Annotated in this window: 22 protein-coding genes and 1 pseudogene; 11 read left to right on the top strand and 12 right to left on the bottom strand. The window is 45.1% G+C overall.

Going from position 1 to position 22,872, the window contains the following annotated elements; all coding sequences use genetic code 11:
- Positions 1–34: 34 nt before the first annotated feature.
- The 9 genes and pseudogenes from selD to D1614_RS09665 all read right to left on the bottom strand — a co-directional run bounded on the left by selD (position 35) and on the right by D1614_RS09665 (position 8,152).
- Complete coding sequence (selD, locus tag D1614_RS26360; protein ID WP_438268351.1) at positions 35–1,093, bottom strand: selenide, water dikinase SelD; 1,059 nt, start codon at positions 1,091–1,093, stop codon at positions 35–37.
- Positions 1,094–1,129: 36 nt separating this feature from the next.
- Positions 1,130–2,239, bottom strand: a pseudogene (locus D1614_RS26355) (cysteine desulfurase family protein); the annotation flags it as partial.
- Positions 2,240–2,245: 6 nt separating this feature from the next.
- A complete protein-coding gene (gene mnmH, locus D1614_RS09695; RefSeq protein ID WP_119437711.1) occupies positions 2,246–3,271 on the bottom strand; it encodes a tRNA 2-selenouridine(34) synthase MnmH in 1,026 nt (341 codons plus the stop codon).
- Positions 3,272–3,329: 58 nt separating this feature from the next.
- Entirely contained in the window at positions 3,330–3,659 is a 330-nt protein-coding gene (locus tag D1614_RS09690; RefSeq protein ID WP_119437710.1) for an MGMT family protein, read from the bottom strand.
- 190 nt (positions 3,660–3,849) lie between these two features.
- A complete protein-coding gene (locus tag D1614_RS09685; protein ID WP_119437709.1) occupies positions 3,850–4,209 on the bottom strand; it encodes a four helix bundle protein in 360 nt (119 codons plus the stop codon).
- A gap of 265 nt (positions 4,210–4,474) precedes the next feature.
- Positions 4,475–5,212, bottom strand: a complete 738-nt coding sequence (gene trmB, locus D1614_RS09680) for a tRNA (guanosine(46)-N7)-methyltransferase TrmB (RefSeq protein ID WP_119437708.1) — start codon at positions 5,210–5,212, stop codon at positions 4,475–4,477.
- A gap of 49 nt (positions 5,213–5,261) precedes the next feature.
- Positions 5,262–5,735, bottom strand: coding sequence for a gliding motility lipoprotein GldH (locus D1614_RS09675; protein WP_119437707.1), 474 nt, complete (start codon positions 5,733–5,735; stop codon positions 5,262–5,264).
- Positions 5,736–6,914: a PSP1 domain-containing protein gene (locus D1614_RS09670; protein WP_119437706.1), complete on the bottom strand. Its 1,179-nt coding sequence runs from the start codon at positions 6,912–6,914 to the stop codon at positions 5,736–5,738.
- A 113-nt stretch (positions 6,915–7,027) separates the two neighbouring features.
- On the bottom strand, positions 7,028–8,152 hold the full coding sequence (locus D1614_RS09665) for a DNA polymerase III subunit (RefSeq protein WP_119437705.1): 1,125 nt from the start codon (positions 8,150–8,152) through the stop codon (positions 7,028–7,030).
- Between the two features lie 498 nt (positions 8,153–8,650).
- On the opposite strand from D1614_RS09665, the gene D1614_RS09660 reads away from it, so the two are divergent.
- The 11 genes from D1614_RS09660 to D1614_RS09610 all read left to right on the top strand — a co-directional run bounded on the left by D1614_RS09660 (position 8,651) and on the right by D1614_RS09610 (position 18,946).
- Positions 8,651–9,844: a phosphoglycerate kinase gene (locus tag D1614_RS09660; RefSeq protein WP_119437704.1), complete on the top strand. Its 1,194-nt coding sequence runs from the start codon at positions 8,651–8,653 to the stop codon at positions 9,842–9,844.
- A gap of 170 nt (positions 9,845–10,014) precedes the next feature.
- Complete coding sequence (locus D1614_RS09655) at positions 10,015–10,383, top strand: DUF6249 domain-containing protein (RefSeq protein ID WP_119437703.1); 369 nt, start codon at positions 10,015–10,017, stop codon at positions 10,381–10,383.
- Between the two features lie 3 nt (positions 10,384–10,386).
- The gene (locus D1614_RS09650; protein ID WP_119437702.1) at positions 10,387–10,944 is read left to right on the top strand and encodes an RNA polymerase sigma factor; all 558 of its coding nucleotides are present in this window, start codon (positions 10,387–10,389) and stop codon (positions 10,942–10,944) included.
- 1 nt (position 10,945) lies between these two features.
- Complete coding sequence (locus D1614_RS09645) at positions 10,946–11,266, top strand: hypothetical protein (protein ID WP_119437701.1); 321 nt, start codon at positions 10,946–10,948, stop codon at positions 11,264–11,266.
- A 132-nt stretch (positions 11,267–11,398) separates the two neighbouring features.
- Positions 11,399–11,827: a C-GCAxxG-C-C family protein gene (locus D1614_RS09640; protein WP_119437700.1), complete on the top strand. Its 429-nt coding sequence runs from the start codon at positions 11,399–11,401 to the stop codon at positions 11,825–11,827.
- Between the two features lie 60 nt (positions 11,828–11,887).
- On the top strand, positions 11,888–12,076 hold the full coding sequence (locus D1614_RS09635) for a YgaP family membrane protein (protein WP_119437699.1): 189 nt from the start codon (positions 11,888–11,890) through the stop codon (positions 12,074–12,076).
- Between the two features lie 135 nt (positions 12,077–12,211).
- Positions 12,212–14,806: a beta-mannosidase gene (locus tag D1614_RS09630; protein WP_119437698.1), complete on the top strand. Its 2,595-nt coding sequence runs from the start codon at positions 12,212–12,214 to the stop codon at positions 14,804–14,806.
- A gap of 53 nt (positions 14,807–14,859) precedes the next feature.
- On the top strand, positions 14,860–15,387 hold the full coding sequence (locus D1614_RS09625) for a hypothetical protein (RefSeq protein WP_119437697.1): 528 nt from the start codon (positions 14,860–14,862) through the stop codon (positions 15,385–15,387).
- An 88-nt stretch (positions 15,388–15,475) separates the two neighbouring features.
- A complete protein-coding gene (locus tag D1614_RS09620; protein ID WP_119437696.1) occupies positions 15,476–16,636 on the top strand; it encodes a helix-turn-helix domain-containing protein in 1,161 nt (386 codons plus the stop codon).
- A gap of 123 nt (positions 16,637–16,759) precedes the next feature.
- Positions 16,760–17,461 (top strand): response regulator transcription factor, encoded by a 702-nt coding sequence (locus tag D1614_RS09615; protein ID WP_119437695.1) that lies wholly within the window; start codon positions 16,760–16,762, stop codon positions 17,459–17,461.
- A gap of 6 nt (positions 17,462–17,467) precedes the next feature.
- Positions 17,468–18,946: a sensor histidine kinase gene (locus D1614_RS09610; protein ID WP_119437694.1), complete on the top strand. Its 1,479-nt coding sequence runs from the start codon at positions 17,468–17,470 to the stop codon at positions 18,944–18,946.
- Positions 18,947–19,254: 308 nt separating this feature from the next.
- On the opposite strand, the gene D1614_RS09605 is transcribed toward D1614_RS09610, so the two are convergent.
- From D1614_RS09605 to D1614_RS09595, 3 genes are read right to left on the bottom strand one after another with little or no spacing between them, the layout of a single operon-like run.
- Positions 19,255–20,571: a Gfo/Idh/MocA family protein gene (locus D1614_RS09605; protein WP_241558097.1), complete on the bottom strand. Its 1,317-nt coding sequence runs from the start codon at positions 20,569–20,571 to the stop codon at positions 19,255–19,257.
- Positions 20,572–20,623: 52 nt separating this feature from the next.
- Positions 20,624–21,616: a sugar phosphate isomerase/epimerase family protein gene (locus tag D1614_RS09600; protein WP_119437693.1), complete on the bottom strand. Its 993-nt coding sequence runs from the start codon at positions 21,614–21,616 to the stop codon at positions 20,624–20,626.
- A gap of 25 nt (positions 21,617–21,641) precedes the next feature.
- Positions 21,642–22,808 carry a Gfo/Idh/MocA family protein gene (locus D1614_RS09595; RefSeq protein WP_175579274.1) on the bottom strand — a complete coding sequence of 389 codons (1,167 nt, stop codon included), beginning with the start codon at positions 22,806–22,808 and terminating at the stop codon, positions 21,642–21,644.
- Between the last annotated feature and the right edge of the window lie 64 nt (positions 22,809–22,872).

The following is a 22,872-nucleotide window of genomic DNA, read 5'->3' as shown; positions in this document are numbered from 1 at the left end:
ACCATTTGTTCAATACTAAAGACATATAAAGACCTTACTGAACAGTAACAATCCCTTTCCCTTTCGCCATAAATTCACCAATTATACAAGCATCAGACACGCCGCTCTCCTTCAGATCAATTACCAGTTTTTCGGCCTCAGCTGCAGGCAGGGCGATCAGCAAACCACCCGAAGTTTGCGCATCGCACAACAACAACTGGTCGGTCCGCGGAAGCTTTCCAAAATCAACAAATTCAGACACAAAACTGAGGTTATTGTGCGATCCACCGGGAATCACTCCCGCCACTGCCAGATTTTTCACTTCGGGCAGAAAAGGCACTTTATCGTACCACACCCTTGCATTGCACTCCGATCCGCTTGTCATTTCTTTCAAATGCCCCATCAAACCAAAACCGGTAACATCGGTACAGGCATGAACCGGATATTTCTTCATCACATCAGCAGCGGTTTTGTTTAAGCTCATCATTTGACGACTTACCAGTTCCCGCGTTTGATCTTCCACCATTCCGCGTTTTATACCTGTTGACAGAATTCCGGTTCCGAGCGGTTTTGTCAGCACCAGTTGGTCGCCGGGTTGCGCACCGGTATTTTTTAAAATTTCTGAGGGATGAATTGTACCCGTCACTACCATCCCGAATTTGGGTTCCGGATCTTCAACAGTATGTCCGCCCAAAACCGGAATTCCGGCTTCAGCAGCTTTATCCTGAGCACCTTTCAGAATTTGCTCCAGCGTTTCCATCGGAAGCGTATCTTCCGGAAAGCCGACTATATTCAGCGCAAAAACCGGTTTCGCTCCCATGGCATAAATATCACTTAATGCGTTGGCAGCGGCAATCGCTCCAAAATCATACGGATCGTCCACAACAGGCGTAAAAAAGTCGAGTGTTTGAACCACGGCAAGATCATCGCTGATTCGGTAAACAGCAGCGTCGTCGGAAGTTTCGGTTCCGACCAGCACATTTTTGTCGATTACCGGCGCCAGGTTTTTCAACACTTTCTCCAGGTTTTGCGGACGAATTTTACAGGCGCAACCCAATCCGTGCGTATAATGTGTCAGTTTAATTTCTTTCTGAAAAGATTTCCCGGCTAACAGCTGGCCCTCCTCTTTTGGGAGCAACTGTTTAACCACTTCAATGATTTCGTCAGCTGCCTGTTTTATTTCCTGTAGCGTGGTTCCCCTGCCCGTTGAGAGACGAATCGTTCCCATTGCAAATTCAATCGGAACATGCATGGCCTCCAGCACGGCCGAGACATCCACACTTTCTGCATGGCAAGCCGCCCCGGCTGATGCAGCCACTCCCTCCAAACGATCGACCAGGGTGTTGGCTTCCACTTTCGGGAAAGAAACACTCAGGGTGTTGGGCAAGCGAAGGTTGTAATGTCCGTTTATCTTTAAGGAAGGGAAGGCTTCTCTTAACAGTTTTTCGAGGTAATCACGTGTGGACCGATAGTGTTTCCTATTATCTTCCAGGTTTTCCGCAGCTAACTGTGCTGCCGCCCCTAAACCAACAATTTCCAATACATTTTCGGTACCGGCCCGCAAGTTTTGCTCATGATCAGCGCCGTGGATCAACTTCTCCAACTCAACGCCGCTACGAATGTACAAAGCTCCGATTCCTTTGGGTGCATATAGTTTGTGCCCGGCAATACTCAGCAAATCAACTCCGAGTTCATTCACATTTACCGGAATTTTCCCCAGCGATTGTGCCGCGTCGGAATGAAAAATGATGCTGTGCCTGCGGGCAATTTCAGAAATTTCACGAATCGGCTGAATAGTACCCACTTCGTTGTTGGCATGCATTACGCTAATCAGAATGGTTTCTGGGCGAATGGCGGCTTTTAGTTCTTCGGGCAGAATAACTCCGTCTTCATCCACCGGAACTGTTGTAATTTCAAAACCATTTTTTTCGAGGTAGCGGCACACTTCAAAAACCGCGGGATGCTCCACCGCTGACGTTATAATATGATTGCCGCGATGCTTGTTGGCCATCGCCACCCCCTTGATTGCGTAATTATTGGACTCGGTTCCGCCGCTGGTAAAAACAATCTCTGCCGCCGAACAACCAATCAGGTCCGCCAGTTGAGCGCGCGCCTTTTCAACCGCCAGTTTTGTCTTCACTCCATAGGAGTGCACACTTGACGGATTTCCGAAAAAGTGCTCCAGATAAGGACGCATGGCATCCGCCACCTCTTTGGCAATGGGGGTGGTTGCGTTGTAATCAAGATAAATCGGTTCCAAAACAGACTATATTTTATTCAACAATTCTTTAACTATTTCGGCATTTTCAGCCGGATCATCCTTTCCCAGCTCCACCCCCAGAATCTTCTCGGGATCGCGTTTCAAGGAGCCGTAATCGTAGCTTTTATCGTAATAAAGCAATGTCAGGGAAGCTACTTTTCCAAGGTCGCCGGTTTCCAATGCTTTCAATGCTTCAGCAGTTACCGCCCCGCCCAACCTTTTTCGGATCTTTTCAATCATTTCCTTAAGCAGGGATTTATCAAACAATCCGTACTCTTTCACCAGTCTTTCCTCTCTGAAAGGCTTCGGAATGTATATTTTAATAAGCGGTGCTTTACAAATCTGCTGATACAAAGGATCCGGAATGCCGATCTGCCCCAACTGACGGCTTTCGTCTTCCACCCAAACAGTTTGGTTGAAATCGAACTTTCGCCAAACATCGGCGAGGCTGTTTTCGAATTGTTCGTTGCTTGGCTGTTCTTTCTGCCCCAGCGATCCGAAAGCCGAGCCCCGGTGATGCGCAATGGTTTCAATGTCGAGAAACTGTTCTCCCTGGTTCTTCAGAGTCTGAAGTATATCGGTTTTTCCACTGCCGGTATAGCCTCCCAGTACCACCATCTTCACAGGGCGCGAAAACTGCTCACGAATGTATTTCCGGTACGCTTTGTAACCGCCTTTGAGTATATAAACCTCAAGTCCGGCAGTTTCAAAAAGCCAGGCCATGCTGGCAGAACGCATTCCGCCGCGCCAGCAATGAACCAAAATCTTCTTGTTTCGGGCACGCTTTTTTGCTTCCCTCACAAAGGTTGACATTTTGGGGCCTACAAAATCGAGCCCCAGCAGCACCGCGCTTTCTTTCCCGCCAATCTTGTACTTGATACCAACCTGACGACGCTCTTCGTTATCAAAAATAGGAATGTTAAATGCGCCGGGGACATGCGCCAGTTCGTATTCGGCCGGCGACCTGACATCGATCAAAGGAATAGAATCTGTCAGTGGAAGTAACTCTTCAATGGATAGGATTTTTGGCATCTTGCTGATTTGCCCTCAAAGGTAAAAAATTAACAAAGTCGTTGTCCTTTTAAGGGCTTTACAAATCAAGTTCCTTCGCCGGATCCCAGAATCGTTCCTGAAAATTCAGAATCTGGTCGTCTTCAATTTTGAACCCTTCGGCTTCGAGTAACTCCTGCATGGCATTGGGGCTGTCGAAATGATGTTTACCGGTAAGTAAGCCATTTCTGTTCACTACGCGGTGCGCCGGAACATAATCGGGCGATGTATGACTGGCATTCATAGCCCAGCCTACCATACGTGCCGATCCGCCGGTCCCCAGGTAACGGGCAATTGCTCCGTAGGAGGTTACCCTGCCCGGAGGTATTTGCTTTACCACTTCGAAAACCTGCTGGAAAAAATCGGACATAAACTAATGGTATTAACTTTCCTTTTGCTAACTTTTTCAATATTCATTCAAATGTTGAATATTTTTTATTGATTATTGAATATTGGACATTTTTCGATCAAAAACATCACTCCAATAGAAATTTCCAATGATCAACTCACAACATCCAATTCACAAGAAGTTTAAAACTTCTATCTCACATCTTTACTATTCAAATATTTGACTTTGCTGTTTTAACACTTTTTGCGAAAATAGCGAGCAGCTCATCATTCTCTTTTAAAACCGGTAATATCTCATCATCTGTTAGGTATTTCTTCCTGTGAATGATTTTAAGACACACTTTGGTTTCACGAAGTTCTTTTAAAACTATCTGAATTTTATGCACAAAATCTTTCTGTGATTCCGCTGCCTGTGCCTCCCCGTAATTCAAAGCTGGCGAAGTACTGCTCCGTATCATTTGACCTGCCAAATGGTTGGTTAATCGCGTAGAAGGAAGCTTCTCAATAATCCAGTCTACCAATAAAACAAAATCAATAAGTCTTTCTTCAAGATCGAATTTTCTGTTTTTCATAGTATGATTTTCTATTAAGATACAACACTATAATAGAAACACTCAATGATCAACTCTAAATGTTTAACTTCCAGCAGTTTGTTGAATATTTTTTATTGAACATTGGATATTTTCCGACTCCTAGACCCCAAAAATATAGTTCGTTGTAAATCTCCTATCAAGACCAACACTTCAATAGAATTTCCAATAACCAACTCCCAATATTCAATTTTCAACAACCTATTTATATTGAACATTCTTCTTCGCAAAACTACCTTGTCGCGCGCTATTCCCTTGCCGACCGGCCAAAACTGCGGTACTCGTCTTTTTCAATTTCAACATCCGGCTCCAGAAATTCGCCAGTGCCAAGCCTGAAAGCGATGTACTTGATCTTAATTCCGCGGTCGAGCCACTGTTTTTCATAGAAAGTCCGGATCCGCAGCGTGTCATCCAGATGCTCCCACTCATAAACATCGTCGGTCTCTGCCAGAATTTCAAACTTATTCAGTTTTACCAACTCGCGGGTATAATTGTATTGAAAATTACTGTCGGTTTTCAGGTGAATAATTCCGCCGGGTTTCAGAAACTCACGGTATTTATTCAGAAAAGTAGTGGAAGTAAGACGTTTGCGTGTCTTTTCCATTTGCGGATCAGGAAAAGTAAGCCAGATTTCAGCTACTTCACTTGCACCATAAAACTGTGTAATCTGCTCGATGTTGGCACGCAGAAAGCCAACGTTGGTCAATCCTTGTTCTTTGGCAAGCTTTGCGCCTCTCCAAAGCCGGGCTCCTTTTATATCGACGCCCATGTAATTCACTCCCGGATTTTTCTCTGCCAGGGCTACCGTGTATTCTCCTTTGCCACAACCCAGTTCAAGAATAAGTGGATTTTCATTCTTGAAAAATTCCTTTCCCCACTTTCCTTTCAGCTGAAAATCGTTGTGTTCTACCACGTTAAACGGAGCCTGAACCACGTGTTCGAAGCTCAACAACTCGTTAAACTTTAAAAGCTTTCCTTTTCCCACCTTTATCTATCGTTACTTTCTTTTGTTTGCTGACTTAATAGTCTGAAGGCTAATTTTTAACCCTTTCGATACGGACACCCACATCGCTGATTCCCTTCAACACATTCTCCCGCATTCCTTGCTGAAGCGTGATCGTATAATCTCCCGAAGAAGGGAAAAAAATGTTACGCCGGTACAAAACCTCGCGCGTTTTTAATCCGCCCATTCCTTCTCCCATCCATTTCCCGGAAGGCTCGGCCAGCGTAATTTCAAACTTATCTTCGACTGATTTTCCGTCCGGTTCTTCGATCGTTACAAACAGCCATAAATTGCTGTAGTTGTAGTTTACGTCGTTTCTGACGTTGATGTAAAGATCAAAATTATGAATGGTGTCGGTCACCGGTATTTCAAACACCGCCAGAGAGTCTTTGTTCCAGCTGCGCTGATCGATTTCCTTGTATGTTTCGTAAATAATTTTTGGCTGACAGGCAGCTAGCCAACACAAACAAAAAGCAGCCAACGCCCACTGAAAAATCTTCTTCATCTATCTCCCGTTATTTCGGTTTGGATTCCTCCCTTTTCTGTTTCTTTCTCCTGAATCGCCGGTCGGCCCGCCCTCTCTTCGGTGGGAACGTTTATTCCGGCTTTTCTTTCTGCTCTGCGGTTTATCAAAACGATTCAAATCTTCCTGTCCCACCACATTATGAAACGTATCTTCCTGTTTTGTATTATTCTCGTACTGCTCTATTACCAGTTTATCCGGTTTCCGTCCTTTGCGGTTCATCCGAATTACTTCCTTCACACGTTCAACCGGGACTGCCACCAGGCTTGCCGGAGCATCTCCCCTCGGAGAATACCAGTAAATACCGGTGAAAATATCGGCTTTCAGGTAATAGTAGGATGCTTTTTCGGTTTCAAGCGGCACATTGGTGGGCGGAAAGTCTTTCTGTGCATCGATGTAGGCATCCACCTCAAAATTCAGACAGCATTTAAGTTTGCCACACTGTCCGGCCAGTTTTTGCGGGTTCAGCGAAATTTCCTGGTAACGCGCCGCATTGGTGGTTACCGAAATAAAATTCGCCATCCAGGTAGAGCAGCAAAGTTCTCGTCCACAAGGGCCGATTCCGCCAATCCGACCGGCTTCCTGCCGCGCACCAATCTGCTTCATTTCGATGCGGATGCGAAACGTATCGGCCAATACTTTAATCAGTTGTCTGAAATCGACACGCCCGTCGGCGATGTAATAAAAGATAGCTTTGGTTTTGTCGCCCTGGTATTCCACATCCCCGATCTTCATGTCCAGATCGAGGTCTTTTACAATCTGTCTCGAACGGATCATGGTTTGGTGTTCCTGCGCAATGGCTTCTTTCCACTTTTCAATATCCACCTGCTTGGCGATCCGGTAAATCTTCCGGAGTTCGCCGTTGTTCAGCGTAACCCGGTGACGTTTCATCTGGTCGTACACCAGCTCGCCTTTTAAAGAAACCACACCGATGTCGTGTCCCGGGCTTCCTTCAACTGCCACCAGATCCCCGACTTTTATTTTCAGGTTATTGACATTCCGGTAGTAATCTTTGCGCGTATTTTTAAACCGGACCTCCACAATCTCGTCTCCCTGAACCACCGATTTTATATCGGCGAGCCAGTCTGTAACATGCAATTTAGCACAACAAACGTTATTCGATTTGCAGACTCCTCGTTCTATGGTATTGACTTCCGGCATAGTAACTTTCTATGTTTAGTTTCTTCCTTCAGGTTTAGCATACATACACAAAAATAACGATTAATACCATTTGAACCGGAAATGCCAACTATTTTGAACGAATCTATGCCGAATTAGCGCTTTATGAGCCGCACCATACGGAGGGCGGTATCCAGGAATACGATGCGCGGATTGCCGTTCATCCCGATGTGCTGAATGCCCAGTTCAAACTCTTTGGCAAAGGGCACAATGTTTCTTTCGTTGATAAACGGAGCAAACTTTTTCCCCCATTCCATTTCTTCGCGGTTCATGTAAGAGAGTTCTCTGCACTTTAGGTTCGAAATAAAATATTCGCGCACCAAACGCAGTGAAGCCGCAAAAAACGCTTTTTGCTTATCGCGCTCGATACCGGCCATTTCATCGGCCCACGTAATCAGTTCACTCACTTTGCGGGCATAGGCAAAACGCATCATTTCCTGAAATTTCAGCAGGTAGAAGCGCTCATCTTCACCCGGATTGAGGTAACTAAGTGCCCGGATGTAACTCCCCGAAGCCAGGTGCACCGCATCGGGAACAATCTCCGGATCGATGCCTTCTATTTTTAACAAGGCCTCTTCAATGGCCTCCGCTTCAATAAACGGGAATTTTACCAACTGCGAACGCGAACGGATCGTTCCGATCAGGTCTTCTTCGTTTTCAGTAATCAGCAAAAAAAGTGTTTTACTGGGCGGCTCCTCGATCATTTTCAGCAACTTGTTCGAACAGGCCACATTCATTTTGTCGGCCAGCCAGATAATCATCACCTTAAATTCCGACTCAAACGATTTCAGGTTCAGCTTACGAAGGATCGATTCACTTTCGCGTTCGTAAATCTCGCCCTGCGCATTGCCCGCATCGATATGGTGCAGCCAGTCGCCCAGGGTAAAATAGGGCGATTGCAGGACTTTTCCGCGCCATTGCGGCAGGAAATCGTCGCTCACCGGCTTGTTCAGGTTTTTTGCATTGAAAATCGGAAATACAAAATGCAGGTCGGGATGCGCCAGTTTTTGGTACTTGTGACACGACGGGCAAACGCCGCACGAGTCCTCGTCGGTGCGGTTCCGACACGATATGTATTGCGCATACGCCAGCGCCATGGCCAGCTTTCCTGTTCCCGACTGCCCGGCAAACAACTGGGCATGGCTGATTCGTTGCTCTTTTACCGAGCGAATCAGCCGCTTTTTGATTTCGTTTTGTCCTACAACGTCTTTGAAAAACATAGAGCCAAAAATAGCACTTTATGTCGGTTCAAAGGATTGATGTCGGAGAAATCTGTTTCTTCCTTTTCTTTGTCGGTAGTTACTGGTCATTAGTCACTGGTCATTCAAATGAGAATGCGAAAATGCATGAATGCTTTAATGCGAGAATGAGCTGCGAGTCGTTGGTCACTGATTATTTGAAATTCAATCCTTTCTTCCCTGAACACTGAGACTGAACACTGCGACTTGTGTCTTGACGCTGAAGGACTGATGGATCGAAGAACTGATGGATTTAGTGGCCAGTCTCAGTATACAGTTTAACAATTTTACAATTTATCAGCTTAACAATTTCCCAGTTTGTCGTCAAATTCGAACCTTCCAATATTCCAATCCTCCAAGTCTTGATAATCTACTTTACCCAAACATTAAATTCATTTGGCCTTGAAATCAGCACTGTTATGGCGTTGCATTAATTCTTATCTTTGAATGATTTTCAAGAAATTATAAAAATACAATACGATGCAAACAATTAACAGCTACGATTTTAAGGGCAAAAAAGCACTTATCCGTGTTGACTTCAACGTTCCTTTGAACGAAAATTTTGTCATTACCGATGATACCCGAATCCAGGCCGCGCTTCCAACCATTAAAAAAGTAATGGAAAGTGGTGGTTCTCCGGTGATTATGTCGCACTTTGGCCGTCCCAAAAACGGTCCGGAAGATAAATTCTCGATGCGTCATTTGGTGGGTCACCTAAGCGATTTGTTAGGTGTTGACGTAAAATTGGCTCCCGACTGTATTGGTGCAGAAACAAAAGCAATAGCCGATGCACTTCAACCCGGAGAGGTATTGGTTCTTGAAAACCTTCGCTTCCATAAAGGCGAGGAAAAAGGTGATGTTGAGTTTGCCAAACAACTGGCTGAAAATGGCGACTGCTGGATCAACGATGCTTTTGGAACAGCTCACCGTGCACATGCTTCAACGGCTGTTATTGCGCAGTTTTTCCCGAACGACAAAATGTTTGGTTACCTGATCGAGAGCGAAGTGGAAAGCCTTGACAAAGTGGTGAAAAACCCGCAACGTCCGTTAACTGCCATTATGGGTGGTGCAAAAGTTTCATCCAAAATTACCATTATCGAAAATCTGTTGAGCAAAGTAGACAACCTGATTTTAGGTGGTGGTATGACTTACACTTTTGTAAAAGCCAACGGTGGCGAGGTTGGTGACTCCATTTGTGAAACAGATTTTCTGGAAACCGCCAAAAACATTGAAAAACTGGCCAAAGAAAAAGGGGTTAACCTGGTAATTGCTACCGATGTTGTGGCAGCTGATGCATTCAGCAACGATGCCAATACCCAGATTTGTGCCGCCAACGCTATTCCTGAAGGATGGCAAGGTTTGGATGCCGGTCCTGAAAGTGTTGCCAAAATGAAGGAAGTAATCGAAAACTCAGGAACAATTCTGTGGAACGGCCCTGTGGGAGTTTTTGAAATGGAAACCTTTTCTGCCGGAACAAAAATGATAGGTGCTGCCATTGTTGAAGCCACCAAAAAAGGTGCTTTCTCACTGGTAGGTGGTGGCGACTCGGTTGCTGCGGTTAACCAGTTTGGCATTGCCCCGGGAGTTTCGTACATCTCAACTGCCGGTGGTGCACTGCTTGAATACCTCGAAGGAAAAGTTCTTCCGGGCGTAGCAGCTGTTCGCGGCGAATAGAGGCCCCTCTTAATCTCCCCCAAAGGGAGAAACAAGAACAAAAATATTACAACCCGGTTCGTCCGTCAGCTGACGGATGGACCGGTTTTTTTATGTTTTATCCCATCGAAAATTTTTGTAACCTTTCTTCCCGGTAAAGTATCAAAGGTGAAACTTTAAAAATTACAATCATGGGAGAAGACATTATTTTGGCAATTATCTGGCTGGGCTTTTTTGCTGCCGTATTCTTAGGCTGGTACTTTTACATTCAGGCCCGAAACAAGGAACGAATGTCCTTAATCGAGAAAGGGAAGGATGTATCGGAGATTTATGCTAAACGTGAAATCAAATTCCGGGTTCCCTGGCTAAAAATAGGAATTATTCTCACCGGCTTTTCATTTGGATGGCTGGCCGCTTTCATCATCTCTGACGTCTTAACATCTGCCAAAATTATGAGAAACTACAATGAAGCGCCGTTAATTATGGGCATTATTTTTCTGTTTACCGCCATTTCAATCCTGGTTGCCTACTTTGCGGACAAACCAAAAAGCAAACAATAATTGATGGACGACCTTTACATAAAAAAGGTTTTAAAAGGAGACACGGAAGCTTTCCGGTATTTTGTCGGCCAGTACAAAAACATGGCGTTTACCATTTCCATGTCGGTCGTAAAAGACGAGTTCCTGGCCACTGATGTGGTACAGGAATCGTTTGTAAAGGCATTTCAAAATCTGAAGAATTTTAAGGGAAAGTCAAAATTCAGCACATGGTTCTACCGCATCGTCATTAATGAGTCGCTAAAAATCGTCCGGAAAAAGGGAGAGAAATACCTCGATATGGAAACGCACTTTCCCAACTATCCGGAAAACGAACCTTCTGCCCTGGCTCTGATGAAAGAAGACGAACGTCGCTTTTACATCAATGAAACACTGAATCGTTTACCGGCGAGCGAAAGTCTTGTTCTGCGGCTGTTCTATTTAAATGAAAACAGCATTGCTGAAATCTGCGAAATGACTGGCTGGACAGAATCTAAAGTAAAAGTGACCTTGCACCGGGCCAGAAAAAATATGGAAAGACATCTTCTAAAACGGCTGAAAAGCGAAGCTAAAACATTGATCTGACATGGAAGAAAAACAATTAAAAGAATGGATGCAGGAGTCGAAACTCGAGATACAACTTCCCGATTTCGACGACAACGTTATGGAGGCCATTCACGAGAAACAAGCTGCCGAAAAATCGTTTTGGAAAAACATTCGTTGGTCGTGGTTCTTTTTCATCGTGGGGTTGGGATTGGGACTAATCCTGACTGACCTATTTGCTTCTTTCGAAATCAAAATCCTCGGAGACAAATCAAACCTGGCCATTTTAGGATTTGAAATCCTTGTTATACTGATTCTTGCCACCCAATTCGACAAACTGATACGGGTCACTTTCAGAAGATAAACAAGAAGAAAAAATCAGCTTCTGAAATAACTGACACCACAAAGCCGTTTTGCTTAACAGAACGGCTTTGTGATGATCAGCCAGCATTACACCAGACTGATAATCAAAAAACTTCCTAACTTTAACTAAAAAATGGCAAACAAATCAAACCTTGTCGACGAACGTTTCCCCGTTTTTAACTGTGCTCAAACAGTATTTAGCCTGTATGCCGCAGACCTGGGACTTTCTGAAGAAACAGCCCTGAAGATTTCCAGCGGATTTGGCGGCGGTATGAATTGCGCCGAAACCTGCGGTGCCGTTACCGGATCGTATATGGTAATTGGCATGCGACACGGAAATGCAGTTTCCAATCCTGAAGCAAAAGCTGCCACCAAGCAGAAAATCCTGGCGTTTAACCAACGCTTCAAAGCTGCCCACGGAAGTTTGATTTGCAAAGAACTAACGGGTTACGATATCTCAACACCCGAAGGAAACGCAGCCGCAAGCGCCGAAGGTGTGTTTCAGAAAAAATGCCCGCACTTTGTAAAAACTGCCTGTGATATTTTGGATGAACATTTTTAATTCGTTTAAACCCATTGACTTATCGATTGTTTCAAAACATATAACTAAAACAAAGAAGATATGAAGAGTAATGTTGGCACGACAGATCGACTGATCAGGGTAATCGCCGGATTGATCCTGGCTATTGCAGGTGTAATTTTTGACAGCTGGTGGGGCTTAATCGGAATTATTCCGCTGGCAACCGGGCTTTTTAAATTTTGCCCGCTTTACCTGCCGTTTAAATTATCGACCACCGAAAAAGACAGTTAATGCTTTGTACAACAAATAAAAATGCCATCTACCCCTTGTGAGATGGCATTTTTATTTGCCCGCTTTTTAAACAGAACTTTAGGTAATTCGAGGCGAAATTATCAACTTTAACCACGCTTAAAACTAAAATTATCCATGCGTTCCACTTTAAAAGTAACTGTATTGGCTGCCATTGTCTTGCTACTGGCAAGTAGCTGCAAACAAGTCCCACAAGATTCGAACCTGATGGTTATCAAAGAAATAAATACCGACTGGACATTTAAGCAAGCCGATAAAAACGAATGGATGCCTGCTCAGGTACCCGGAACAGTACATACCGACCTGATGGCCGCCGGGAAAATTGAAGATCCTTTTTACCGCCTCAACGAACTGGATCAGCAATGGATCGATAAAGTTGACTGGGAGTACAAAACAACTTTTACCGTTGACGACAATTACCTCGACCGCGACAATATTGCCCTCCATTTTAAAGGCCTCGACACGTATGCCGATGTTTTTGTAAACGGAGAGAAAGTGCTTTCGGCCGACAACATGTTTCGCGAATGGCAGGTAAATGTTAAAGAACAACTTACCGAAGGCGAAAACGAGCTTCGCATTTTGTTTCGTTCGCCCATTATCGAAGGGCTGAAAAAATACAATGCCAACGGTTTTGTGTACCCTGGCGCAGAAAACGACCAGGCGGAACGCGGACAAGTTGAAGACGCGAAGAAAGTAAGTATTTACACCCGCAAAGCAGGCTACCACTTTGGATGGGACTGGGGACCACGACTGGTTACGAGCGGCATTTGGCGGCCGGTTTACCTAAAAGCCTGGGACAAAGCCACCATCAAGGATTTGCAGATAGTTCAGAACGAGGTTTCGGACGAGAAAGCAACCTTCACTGCTGTTTTTGAAATTGCTTCCAACAAAAAAAGAAAAGCAACACTGGCCATTGCCAACGAAGGCACGACCCTGGCCACACAAACAGTTACCCTCATCGAAGGCAAGGCGAAATACCAGCTTGATTTTGAAATTGCCAACCCGCAATTGTGGTGGACCAACGGCCTGGGTGAAGCACATTTATACAGTCTCTCCGGAAACCTGGAAGTTGGCGGAAGAAAAGAAAATAAAAACACGCGCATTGGCATCCGCACCCTCGAACTGGTTCGCGAAAAAGACGAGGAAGGCACTTCGTTTTACTTTAAGCTAAACGGGCATCCGGTGTTTATGAAGGGTGCCAACTACATTCCCAACGACGTTTTTCTGCCGCGTGTAAGCAACGAAAACTACAAAACAGTGGTTGAAACCGCCAAAAACTCAAACAACAACATGTTACGCGTTTGGGGAGGTGGCATTTACGAAGAAGATATTTTTTACGATCTGTGTGACGAAAACGGAATCCTTGTATGGCAGGATTTTATGTTTGCCTGCGCCATGTTTCCCAACGATGACGACTTTCTTGAAAACATAAAACACGAAGCCATCGACAATGTGAAACGACTTCGCAATCACCCGTCCATTGCATTGTGGTGCGGGAACAACGAGATTCTGACTGCCTGGAACACCTGGGGCTGGAAAGCACAGGCCGAAAAACAAGGCGCCGATGTACCGGAAAAAGTATGGCAGGCTTATGTCGACATTTTTCACAAAACCTTGCCTGACGTGGTTACAGAACACGACCCGCAAAGGAGCTACTGGGGCTCCAGCCCGTCGTCGGGCCTGGGAATACAAGCCGACCTGGTAAACGGCGATGAACATTACTGGGGTGTTTGGTGGGGAAAAGAACCTTTTAGCACCTACGCCACGCATCTGGCCCGTTTTATGAGCGAATACGGATTCCAAAGCTTTCCTGAAATCTCCACCGTGCGAAAATATGCTGTGCCGGAAGATTACGACATTTATTCCGAAGTGATGAAATCGCACCAACGTTCGTCCATCGGCAACGGAACCATTGAATATTACATGCTGAAAGAATACAGACAGCCAAAAGACTTTGAATCGTTTCTGTACGTAAACCATGTTCTGCAGGCCGACGGAATCAAATTCGGACTGGAAGGCCACCGCCGTGCCATGCCCTATTGCATGGGAAGTTTGTACTGGCAAATTAACGACTGCTGGCCGGTTGCTTCGTGGAGCTCCACCGACTATTACCAGAAATGGAAGGCACTTCAGTATTCAGTAAAAAAAGGATTTAGCCAGGTATTGGTCAGCCCGTACGAAGAAGACATCAAGTTCAAAGTAGGTATTGTGAACGACCGCCTGGAGCCGGTTAGAGCAGAACTTCGCATGCGCCTGGTCGATTTTAACGGCAAAGTGATTTGGGAAGAAGCGTCGCTGCTTGACCTCCCGGCCAATTCGAGCGACGATTATTTTGATGTGAACCGAAACGAATTCCGCTTCAAATACCGCAAAATGTTAAATGAAATGGTTTTTGTTGCCGAGGTGCTTGAAAACGGAAAAGTTCTTTCGCACAACAAATACTATTTCGAACCTTTTAAAAATCTGAAGATCAAAAAACCAACGGTGGAGTACACCATTCAGAAATCGGAAAATGGATTTGACATTACTTTGACCACCGATAAACTGGCAAAAAATGTTTACCTGCAAATCGGCGAAGAAGAAGGGTTCTTCTCCGATAACTATTTTGACCTGCTACCCAACGAAAAAATCAGCGTGAACCTGAAAACCGGGATTTCCGAAGAAAAATTAAACGAAGTATTTACTTTACGAACTTTAGACGACGCATTTTAAAACATTTATCTGATCATCCGGAAAACAGATGATCTTTCGATACAAAAACAGCCATGAAAATTTTAGCTATTCTTTTAGTACTGTTCAACTTTCTGATCCCGGGAAAACCGGCTCCCAAAGCCGGAGTTTATCTTGAAAAAGGCTCCGAACTTATTGCCTATCAATCTGCCGGAGAAAATGGCAAAGTCATTTTTCATCACCTCGATGCAGGCAGCTACCGCCTGTCGCTTACCTTTCCGAAACAGGATGGGAAATTTTTAAAAGACAACCCCAGAAACCGCACGCAAACAAAAGCCGCTTACAACCCCCGTAAAAAAACCTACTACTACCAGGGAGAAGAGGGATATTTTGTCGTTCGTTTTTCGGATCTCGCCAAAGTAAAAAGCGAGAATTTTCACGTTTCGTTCAGCGAAGAAAAGGATGAGAAAAACACCTTTGTTGTAGTAACAAAGTTTGGAGCTCACCGGAAAAATGCGTCCATTGGGGTTTCTGTGCGGGCAATAACGGCAGCCCAGTTCAAGAAAGCAGCCGACAAGGCCGGAAACGACATTTCTACACTTTCAATTCCAAATAACAGGTAGCAGCATACACAAACATTCTGCTAAATATACTAACTTGAACATGAGCCACGTTGGATAAGGAATAACTTTCAGAGCTATAACATTTATTATGATCAAGTCGGCATTTTTACTGCTCCCCATGTATGTAACCTTAATGTGGGCACTGGTATTTTTGTTCCAGAAAAAACCGCGGATCCTGGCCAATAAATCGTTGGGCTTATTTATGCTCGCTGCTTCCATTCTGTATGTTACGCATACTTTTTTCTTCTTTCAGTCGTACCATATTTATTCCTTTTTAGAGAGCGTTTATTTCCTTGCAATTCTATCCATCTGCCCTCTTTTCTTTGCTTATATTCTGCTTCTTACTTCCAACAAAATAAAATGCGCACATTACTTCATCCATTTTATACCGGCCATACTTTTTAGCCTGGCATCGTTGCTATTCACTTTCTATCTCAGTCCCGATCAGCGAGTTGACTATGTAAAAGACGTACTGATAGAAAGGAACCTCAAAGACTTGAACCTGGCGACACTCCCCGGATTTAAAGGCCTTATTCTTTTGATTGTAAGAATAATCTTCATCGGACAGATCGTGATTTACCTTCTTGTCGGGATTCGTGTTACCAACAAACACAACAAGCGCTTAACCGAATTTTACTCGAACACCGAAGGAAGAAGCGTGCAATGGCTCCGTCACATCAGCATTGTTATGCTTATTGTTGCCACCCTTGGAATTTTCTTCGCCGTTGTAGGACGCAGTTATTTTGCCAAAAACGAAATTTCCCTGCTGTTTCCATCACTCGTTTTCAGTGCCGTTTATTTTCTCATCGGATTTTACGCAAACCAGCAAATCCTTATCTCAGACGAGCTTGCTGAAGCAGTGAATCATACTCACAGCGAACACGAGGCATTAGGAGATTCGCACCAGGAGCTGCTCAAGGGCAAGTTACTTACTTTGTTTGAAAACGAGAAGATTTACCGCCTTTCAGACCTTCGCATCACCACTATTTCAGAAACCCTGCAAACCAACCGTACCTATATTTCGCGGCTGATAAACGAAGAATTTGGGGTTAATTTCAACGAGTTTGTAAACAAGTACCGGGTAGAGGAAGCCGAGACTTTGTTGCGCAGCAAAGAGCACGCTTTTTACACCCTCGATTACATTGCTGAAAAATCGGGTTTCGGATCGACCAACTCATTTACCCGCGCCTTTAAAGAGTACAAAGGAGTAACTCCGGGCACGTTTCGCAACAAGCTGAAAGAAGTATAATTCCTCGCAACATTCGCTCCCTTCAAACACCAATCAAAACCGGCATTTTACACAAAATCAATAGCTTCGTGACCTTTTTGTGATACTTTCTTGTTACTGTTGTAGCAACAAACAAAAAGTACCATGGACAAGGTTTTGTTAATTGAAGACGATCCGCACATCGGCGAACTGGTCAGCATTCATTTAAAGGATTTGAATTGCGAAATAGACATTTCAACCGACGGGCGCGAAGGCTACGAAAAAGCCAGTACCGGCAATTACAGTCTGATTATACTGGATTTGATGCTGCCCGGAATGGACGGACTGGAAGTTTGCCGCCAGCTCAGGGCCGACAAAATTCGTACGCACATTCTGATGCTCACCGCCAAATCGGAGGAAATTGACAAAGTATTGGGACTGGAAACCGGTGCCGACGACTACCTGACCAAACCCTTTAGCGTGCGCGAGTTTATTGCCCGTGTGAAAGCGATACTTCGCAGACTCAACGCCCTCAGCAACGATGGAGACAAAGATCAGTCAGAAAAGATAAGCCTTGACGAGCTGGATATTGACCTGATTAAACGAAAGGTACTGCTAAAAGGAGACCGGCTGGAACTCACGCCCAAAGAATTTGACTTGCTGGTGCTTCTGGCACAAAAACCCGGCAGAGTTTACAGCCGGACCGATCTGCTGAACATTGTTTGGGGCTATAATTTCAACGGCTACGAACATACGGTAAACTCTCACATCAACCGCCTGCGGTCGAAAATTGAACCCGACATTAACCACCCGAAATACATACTAACCAGTTGGGGAGTGGGCTATAAATTCAACGACGAATTATAAAAGATCATGAGCACAAAAAGTAAAATATTTAACAGCCTGTACTGGAAAATATCCGGTATATTTTTGGTTTTCACCATTTTGCTGACCATCATTTTCATTTACATTTCCGTGATCTTCTCTTCGGAATACAACCAGGAAGCGCAACAAAAAATCAACGGAGAAATTGCCGCCGGAGCAATCAAGGAAGTTTCCCCGATTTTTGTGGATGGAAAAGTAAAGGAAGAAGCCATAAAAGTGCTGATGCATTCCATGATGGCGGTTCATCCGAGCATTGAAGTGTATTTGCTTGATCCGGGCGGCAGAATACTAACCTTTGTTGTCCCCGGCCAGGATGTTAAAACCGAGTATGTTTCGCTGGAGCCCGTTAAGAAGTTTCTGGGCCGCAGCGACGACCGCATTATCAAAGGCGATGATCCGCGAAACCCGGGTTCACCCAAAATATTCTCGGCTGCTGAGATCATCGAAGATGGCCAGCTAAAAGGCTACATGTACATTATTTTGGCCAGCAATCAATACACCTCAACCATGGCGGCCCTCGAAAACAGTTTTATCCTGAAAATCGGCGCCCGCAGCATTTTAATATCCGTACTTCTAACATCCATGCTCGGCTTACTGGCCATTTGGATCATTACCCGCAATCTCAACAAAATCATTTCAGCCTTCCGAAGTTTTAAGGAAGGAAATCACTCAGTCCGCATCAACCTGCAAACAGGAGGTGAATTGGGCAACGTTGCGCATACTTTTAACAGCATGGCCGAAACCATTCAACAAAATATTATTCAGTTGAAAAGTGTGGAGGAACTCCGGAAAGAACTGATTGCCAACATTTCGCACGATCTGCGAAGCCCCATTGCATCGATACAGGGTTTTACTGAAACTATTTTACTGAAGGAAGACAAGCTTACCGAGAATGAACGAAAGAAGTACCTCGAAATCATTCTCCAGAATTCGGAAAACCTGAGCAAGCTGGTAAACGACCTGTTTGAGTTGTCAAAACTGGAATCGAATCCGCAAATGATTCAACCCGAACCGATACAGGTGGCCGAACTGGTGCAGGATGTGGCCGACAAATTTCAGATTATTGCCCGGGAGAAAAACATCAGCATCAATACCATCTATTCCAAAAGCCTGCCTTTGGTGTATGCCGACATTCAGATGACCGACCGGGTTTTTCAGAACATTCTCGACAATGCCATTAAATATTGCAACCCGGGTGACGTGGTTACCATTGAGCTGGAGTTACAAAAAGATTCAGTGCTCGTAAAAATTGCCGATACCGGAAAAGGTATCGCGGAAGATGAACTACCCTATATTTTCACCCGCTACTACAAAGGGAGCAAAACAAAGGGGGCAAACAGCACCGGACTGGGATTGGCCATCGTTAAAAAAATCCTTGATTTGCATAAGTCATCCATTCAGGTTTACAGCAAAATTAACCAGGGAACCCGCTTCGAATTTCAATTGCCACTTTATGTGGTTGCCTAAAGGTATTTTTCAGTCCTAGCAGCCTTGCAATGAAAACACTGATACTATATTCATAGTATCTTGCAATGGCTTATTTTACTATTAATACAAGAATATGATCGAAAAATTTGCAGAAAAACTATTCTGCTTTTGTATTCCCTGTTCTCTTCTTTCTTGGTGATTTTTAACCCACGTGTAAAAATGTCGCAAAAATCAAAATATACTACACTTATAGTAACCCTATTAATCTAAATACCAAATACATTATCCATACAAATAAAAAAAGGCAAGCCCAAATAGCCTGCCTCTGAAAATATGCTTGTACTTTCTTAAACTTTCGGAAGTTCCCAGGGTGCCCTGTACTGCGGAACCAGCAATTCGTTGGCCGCATCGTTATCGATAAAACGACTGTTGTCGGCATCCCAGTATAGACGTTGCCCCATTTTAAGCGCCATGTTCCCCAAGTGGGCAACTCTGGCCGTATTGGCCGCAATACCAATGTTGCAATGCGTTTCCGGATCGTTACTCCGAATGCAATCCACAAAGTTTTGCATGTGGTTACTCAAGCCCTGGCCATCGCCTTTGATCAATTCAACCGGGTCCATTTTTGGATTCTTTCCTCCCTCCGGAATTACTTCCCATCCGGAGCGATCCACCACCAGTGTCCCATTGTTTCCAACAAAACCAACGCCGTGGCTTCTCCCGTAGTATCCGCCATCGATTCCGGTGGCATGATCCCATAACATGGTATAGCCATCAAATTCATACAAAGCCTGCATGGTGTCGGGTGTTTCAGCAGCGTCATCCGGATAACCGTATTTGCCGCCCATTGCCATCACCGATTTGGGAGCCTTGGCTTTCATTCCAAACAGTCCATAGTCTATAATGTGTACGCCCCAGTCCGTCATCAAACCTCCGGCATAATCCCAGAACCAGCGAAAATTAAAATGAAAGCGGTTCTGATTAAAAGGCCTGGCTTTGGCCGGCCCCAGCCACATGTCGTAATCAACGCCTTGGGGAACCAGCCCGTCAGGTTTAACGGGGATCGATTTCATCCACCCCTGGTACGACCAGGTTCTAACGGCTCGTATCTGGCCCAGTTTCCCGGAATGAACAAAATCAACAGCATCCAGCCAGTGTTTGTCACTCCGCTGCCATTGCCCTACCTGAACAATGTTGCCGTAACGCTTTTGCGCACGTTCCATCACATTGATTTCCTCGATGTAGTTGGCCAGCGGCTTTTCGCAATAAATGTGCTTCCCCAGCTGTGCGGCATACACAAAAGGCAGGCAGTGCCAGTGATCGGGCGTACCGATAATGATCACGTCAATTCCGGGTTCCTCCAGCAATTTCCTGAAATCTTTGAATCCCTTCGGACGTTTTCCCTGGATCTTCTCAACCTCGTCGATTCGTTTGTTGAGCACATGCTCGTCCACATCGCACAAGGCTGCGCACTCGGTATTTTTCTTCTCCAGGAATGCCTTTAAATCGGCAAACCCCATGGAATTGACGCCAATAGCGCCGCAAACGATTTTATCGTTGGCTCCCGCACAGGAATTCATAGCCAGCGGCATACCAGCCGCCATGGTTACACCGGCGGTTGCCATTGTTGTAGTTTTGATAAAAGCTCTTCGATCTGTCATCATACAATTAAATTCAGTTGGCGATCCTTTCCGGACCGTATCAGGTTATAAAATCTTACTTCTGCATCGCATCGTCAAAGGCTACATCCGACGGAGCAAAATCAACCTTTTTCACAAAAGCGCAGGCTTCTGTTGCGCCATGCTCGCGGTTCATTCCGCTGTCTTCCCATTCAACCGAAAGCGGTCCGTTGTAACCAATGTCATTCAAAGCCCTTATAATGTTTTCAAAATTAACCTTCCCTCTTCCCAAACTGCGGAAATTCCAGTACCTCCGGTTATCTCCAAACTCCATGTGTCCGCCAAAAACGCCCACACTCATTGGCGTATCACTCCAGTAAGCGTCTTTCATGTGCACATGGAAAATACGATCGGCGAATTCATAAATAAACCGCACATAATCCACATGCTGGTAGCCGAAATGGCTTGGATCGAAGTTAAAACCAAAAGCAGAATGATGATTCAGTGCTTTCAATGCCAAATGTGCCGTGTGAATATCAAAAGCAATTTCAGTAGGATGTGCTTCGAGGCAAAATTTCACTCCCAGACTTTGATATTCATCCAGAATCGGTTTCCACCGGCGGGCAAAATCAGCATAACCTTCTTTAATCATTTCAGGCGAAACCGGAGGAAACGAATACAGCAAATGCCATATCGGGCTTCCGGTAAATCCAACCACTCTGTCAATTCCCAGTTTTTTTGCCACTTCAGCTGTTTTCACCATTTCTTCGGCTGCGCGCTGCCGCACACCTTCCGGATCGCCATCGCCCCAAACATGAGCGCTGGCAATGCTTTTATGCCGCTGATCGATGGGATCGCAAACACACTGACCATCCAGATGACAGGAAATAGCAAACAATTTCAGGTCGTACTTTGCCAGCAGATCAAGCCGTTGATCGCAATACGCCTGATCTGCTTTTGGGATTTCCATGTGGTCTCCCCAGGTACACAATTCAAGCCCGTCGTAGCCAAACTGCTTTGCTTTTTGGCACATGGTTTCAACAGGCAAATCCGCCCATTGTCCGGTAAATATTGTTACAGGTCTCGACATGATATCTTGTTTATCAGGTTGGTATTTAAATTGTCTCGCCGAACTTTACCCACTTCACTTCATCGTTGTAGCCCGCGCTTACCACTGTCTCGATAAACTGCATTCCACGAATCCCATCATCAACTCCCGGAAAATCGAGCATTTCAGGCGTAGGTTCTTCGCCGTTTGCCCGTGCACGAACCGTTAAGGCAAAATTCCGGTAGATATTGGCAAAAGCTTCCAGATAGCCTTCGGGGTGTCCTCCCGGAACGCGGGTGTTGTGAGCGGCAACCGCACTGTCGAGGCTGGTTCCCACACGCAAAACCTGCATGGGTTGCCCGAGCCATTTCACGCGCAAAGTATTGGGTTCCATCTGCTCCCAGTCAATGCCACCTTTGTCGCCATAAACCCGGATACGAATTGCATTTTCCTCGCCTGCCGCAATTTGAGTCGCCATCAGCACGCCTTTCGCTCCGTTGTCGAAACGCAGGAAAGCGGCACCGTCGTCGTCCAGTAAACGGTTGGGAACAAAAACATTCAACTCGGCACACAATTCGGTGACTTTTAAACCAGTCATATACTCTGCCAAATGATGGACATGTGTTCCGATATCGCCCATACATCCGGCTTTCCCCGAGCGTTTCGGGTCGGTTCGCCACGATGCCTGTGCATTGCCGGTATCTTCGAGTTTCGACGAAAGCCAGCCTTGCGGGTATTCAACAAAAATCTTTCTGATTTTTCCGAGCTGACCGTCAGCAATCATTTTCCGGGCATGTTTAACCGCCGGGTAACCCGAATAGGTATGCGTTAACGCAAAAGTCAAACCTGTTTCATCCAGTTTTTCTTTGAGCTTGTAGGCTTCTTCGAGTGTGAAAGTCATCGGTTTATCAAGTACCACATGAAATCCGTGATCCAGCGCCATTACCGCAGGATCGAAGTGAACAAAGTTCGGGGTTACAATCGTAACAAAATCCATTCTTTCACCTTCGGGCAGCTTCGACTCCTTTTCAAACATTTCCTGGTAAGTCGTGTAAATGCGTTCTTCCGGCAAAAAATAGAGTTTCCCTGAAGATTTTGAAACCTCCGGATTTATGCTGAAACAGCCGCAAACCAATTCAATTTGATTGTCCATAAAAGCAGCCAGACGGTGAACTGCACCAATAAATGCGTCGGTCCCTCCACCGACCATTCCCATACGAAGTTTTCTATTCATGTACTATTAGTTTTAGTTGATTCAGAAATCAGTTGTTAAATGTAACAACTCTTTTTAATGGAAG

The sequence above is a fragment of the Maribellus luteus genome, assembly GCF_003576475.1.
GTDB classification, from domain to species: domain Bacteria; phylum Bacteroidota; class Bacteroidia; order Bacteroidales; family Prolixibacteraceae; genus Draconibacterium; species Draconibacterium luteum.
Note: the sequence above shows the minus strand (reverse complement) of the source record. Positions and strands in the feature narration are given on the sequence as shown.

What these genes read in the sequence shown, in the direction of transcription:
- mnmH (WP_119437711.1), bottom strand. Translation starts at nt 3,271, where the DNA reads ATGCCAAAAATCCTATCCATTGAAGAGTTACTTCCACTGACAGATTCT.
- D1614_RS09690 (WP_119437710.1), bottom strand. Translation starts at nt 3,659, where the DNA reads ATGTCCGATTTTTTCCAGCAGGTTTTCGAAGTGGTAAAGCAAATACCT.
- D1614_RS09685 (WP_119437709.1), bottom strand. Translation starts at nt 4,209, where the DNA reads ATGAAAAACAGAAAATTCGATCTTGAAGAAAGACTTATTGATTTTGTT.
- D1614_RS09675 (WP_119437707.1), bottom strand. Translation starts at nt 5,735, where the DNA reads ATGAAGAAGATTTTTCAGTGGGCGTTGGCTGCTTTTTGTTTGTGTTGG.
- D1614_RS09670 (WP_119437706.1), bottom strand. Translation starts at nt 6,914, where the DNA reads ATGCCGGAAGTCAATACCATAGAACGAGGAGTCTGCAAATCGAATAAC.
- D1614_RS09665 (WP_119437705.1), bottom strand. Translation starts at nt 8,152, where the DNA reads ATGTTTTTCAAAGACGTTGTAGGACAAAACGAAATCAAAAAGCGGCTG.
- D1614_RS09660 (WP_119437704.1), top strand. Translation starts at nt 8,651, where the DNA reads ATGCAAACAATTAACAGCTACGATTTTAAGGGCAAAAAAGCACTTATC.
- D1614_RS09655 (WP_119437703.1), top strand. Translation starts at nt 10,015, where the DNA reads ATGGGAGAAGACATTATTTTGGCAATTATCTGGCTGGGCTTTTTTGCT.
- D1614_RS09650 (WP_119437702.1), top strand. Translation starts at nt 10,387, where the DNA reads ATGGACGACCTTTACATAAAAAAGGTTTTAAAAGGAGACACGGAAGCT.
- D1614_RS09645 (WP_119437701.1), top strand. Translation starts at nt 10,946, where the DNA reads ATGGAAGAAAAACAATTAAAAGAATGGATGCAGGAGTCGAAACTCGAG.
- D1614_RS09640 (WP_119437700.1), top strand. Translation starts at nt 11,399, where the DNA reads ATGGCAAACAAATCAAACCTTGTCGACGAACGTTTCCCCGTTTTTAAC.
- D1614_RS09635 (WP_119437699.1), top strand. Translation starts at nt 11,888, where the DNA reads ATGAAGAGTAATGTTGGCACGACAGATCGACTGATCAGGGTAATCGCC.
- D1614_RS09630 (WP_119437698.1), top strand. Translation starts at nt 12,212, where the DNA reads ATGCGTTCCACTTTAAAAGTAACTGTATTGGCTGCCATTGTCTTGCTA.
- D1614_RS09625 (WP_119437697.1), top strand. Translation starts at nt 14,860, where the DNA reads ATGAAAATTTTAGCTATTCTTTTAGTACTGTTCAACTTTCTGATCCCG.
- D1614_RS09620 (WP_119437696.1), top strand. Translation starts at nt 15,476, where the DNA reads ATGATCAAGTCGGCATTTTTACTGCTCCCCATGTATGTAACCTTAATG.
- D1614_RS09615 (WP_119437695.1), top strand. Translation starts at nt 16,760, where the DNA reads ATGGACAAGGTTTTGTTAATTGAAGACGATCCGCACATCGGCGAACTG.
- D1614_RS09610 (WP_119437694.1), top strand. Translation starts at nt 17,468, where the DNA reads ATGAGCACAAAAAGTAAAATATTTAACAGCCTGTACTGGAAAATATCC.
- D1614_RS09605 (WP_241558097.1), bottom strand. Translation starts at nt 20,571, where the DNA reads ATGATGACAGATCGAAGAGCTTTTATCAAAACTACAACAATGGCAACC.
- D1614_RS09600 (WP_119437693.1), bottom strand. Translation starts at nt 21,616, where the DNA reads ATGTCGAGACCTGTAACAATATTTACCGGACAATGGGCGGATTTGCCT.
- D1614_RS09595 (WP_175579274.1), bottom strand. Translation starts at nt 22,808, where the DNA reads ATGAATAGAAAACTTCGTATGGGAATGGTCGGTGGAGGGACCGACGCA.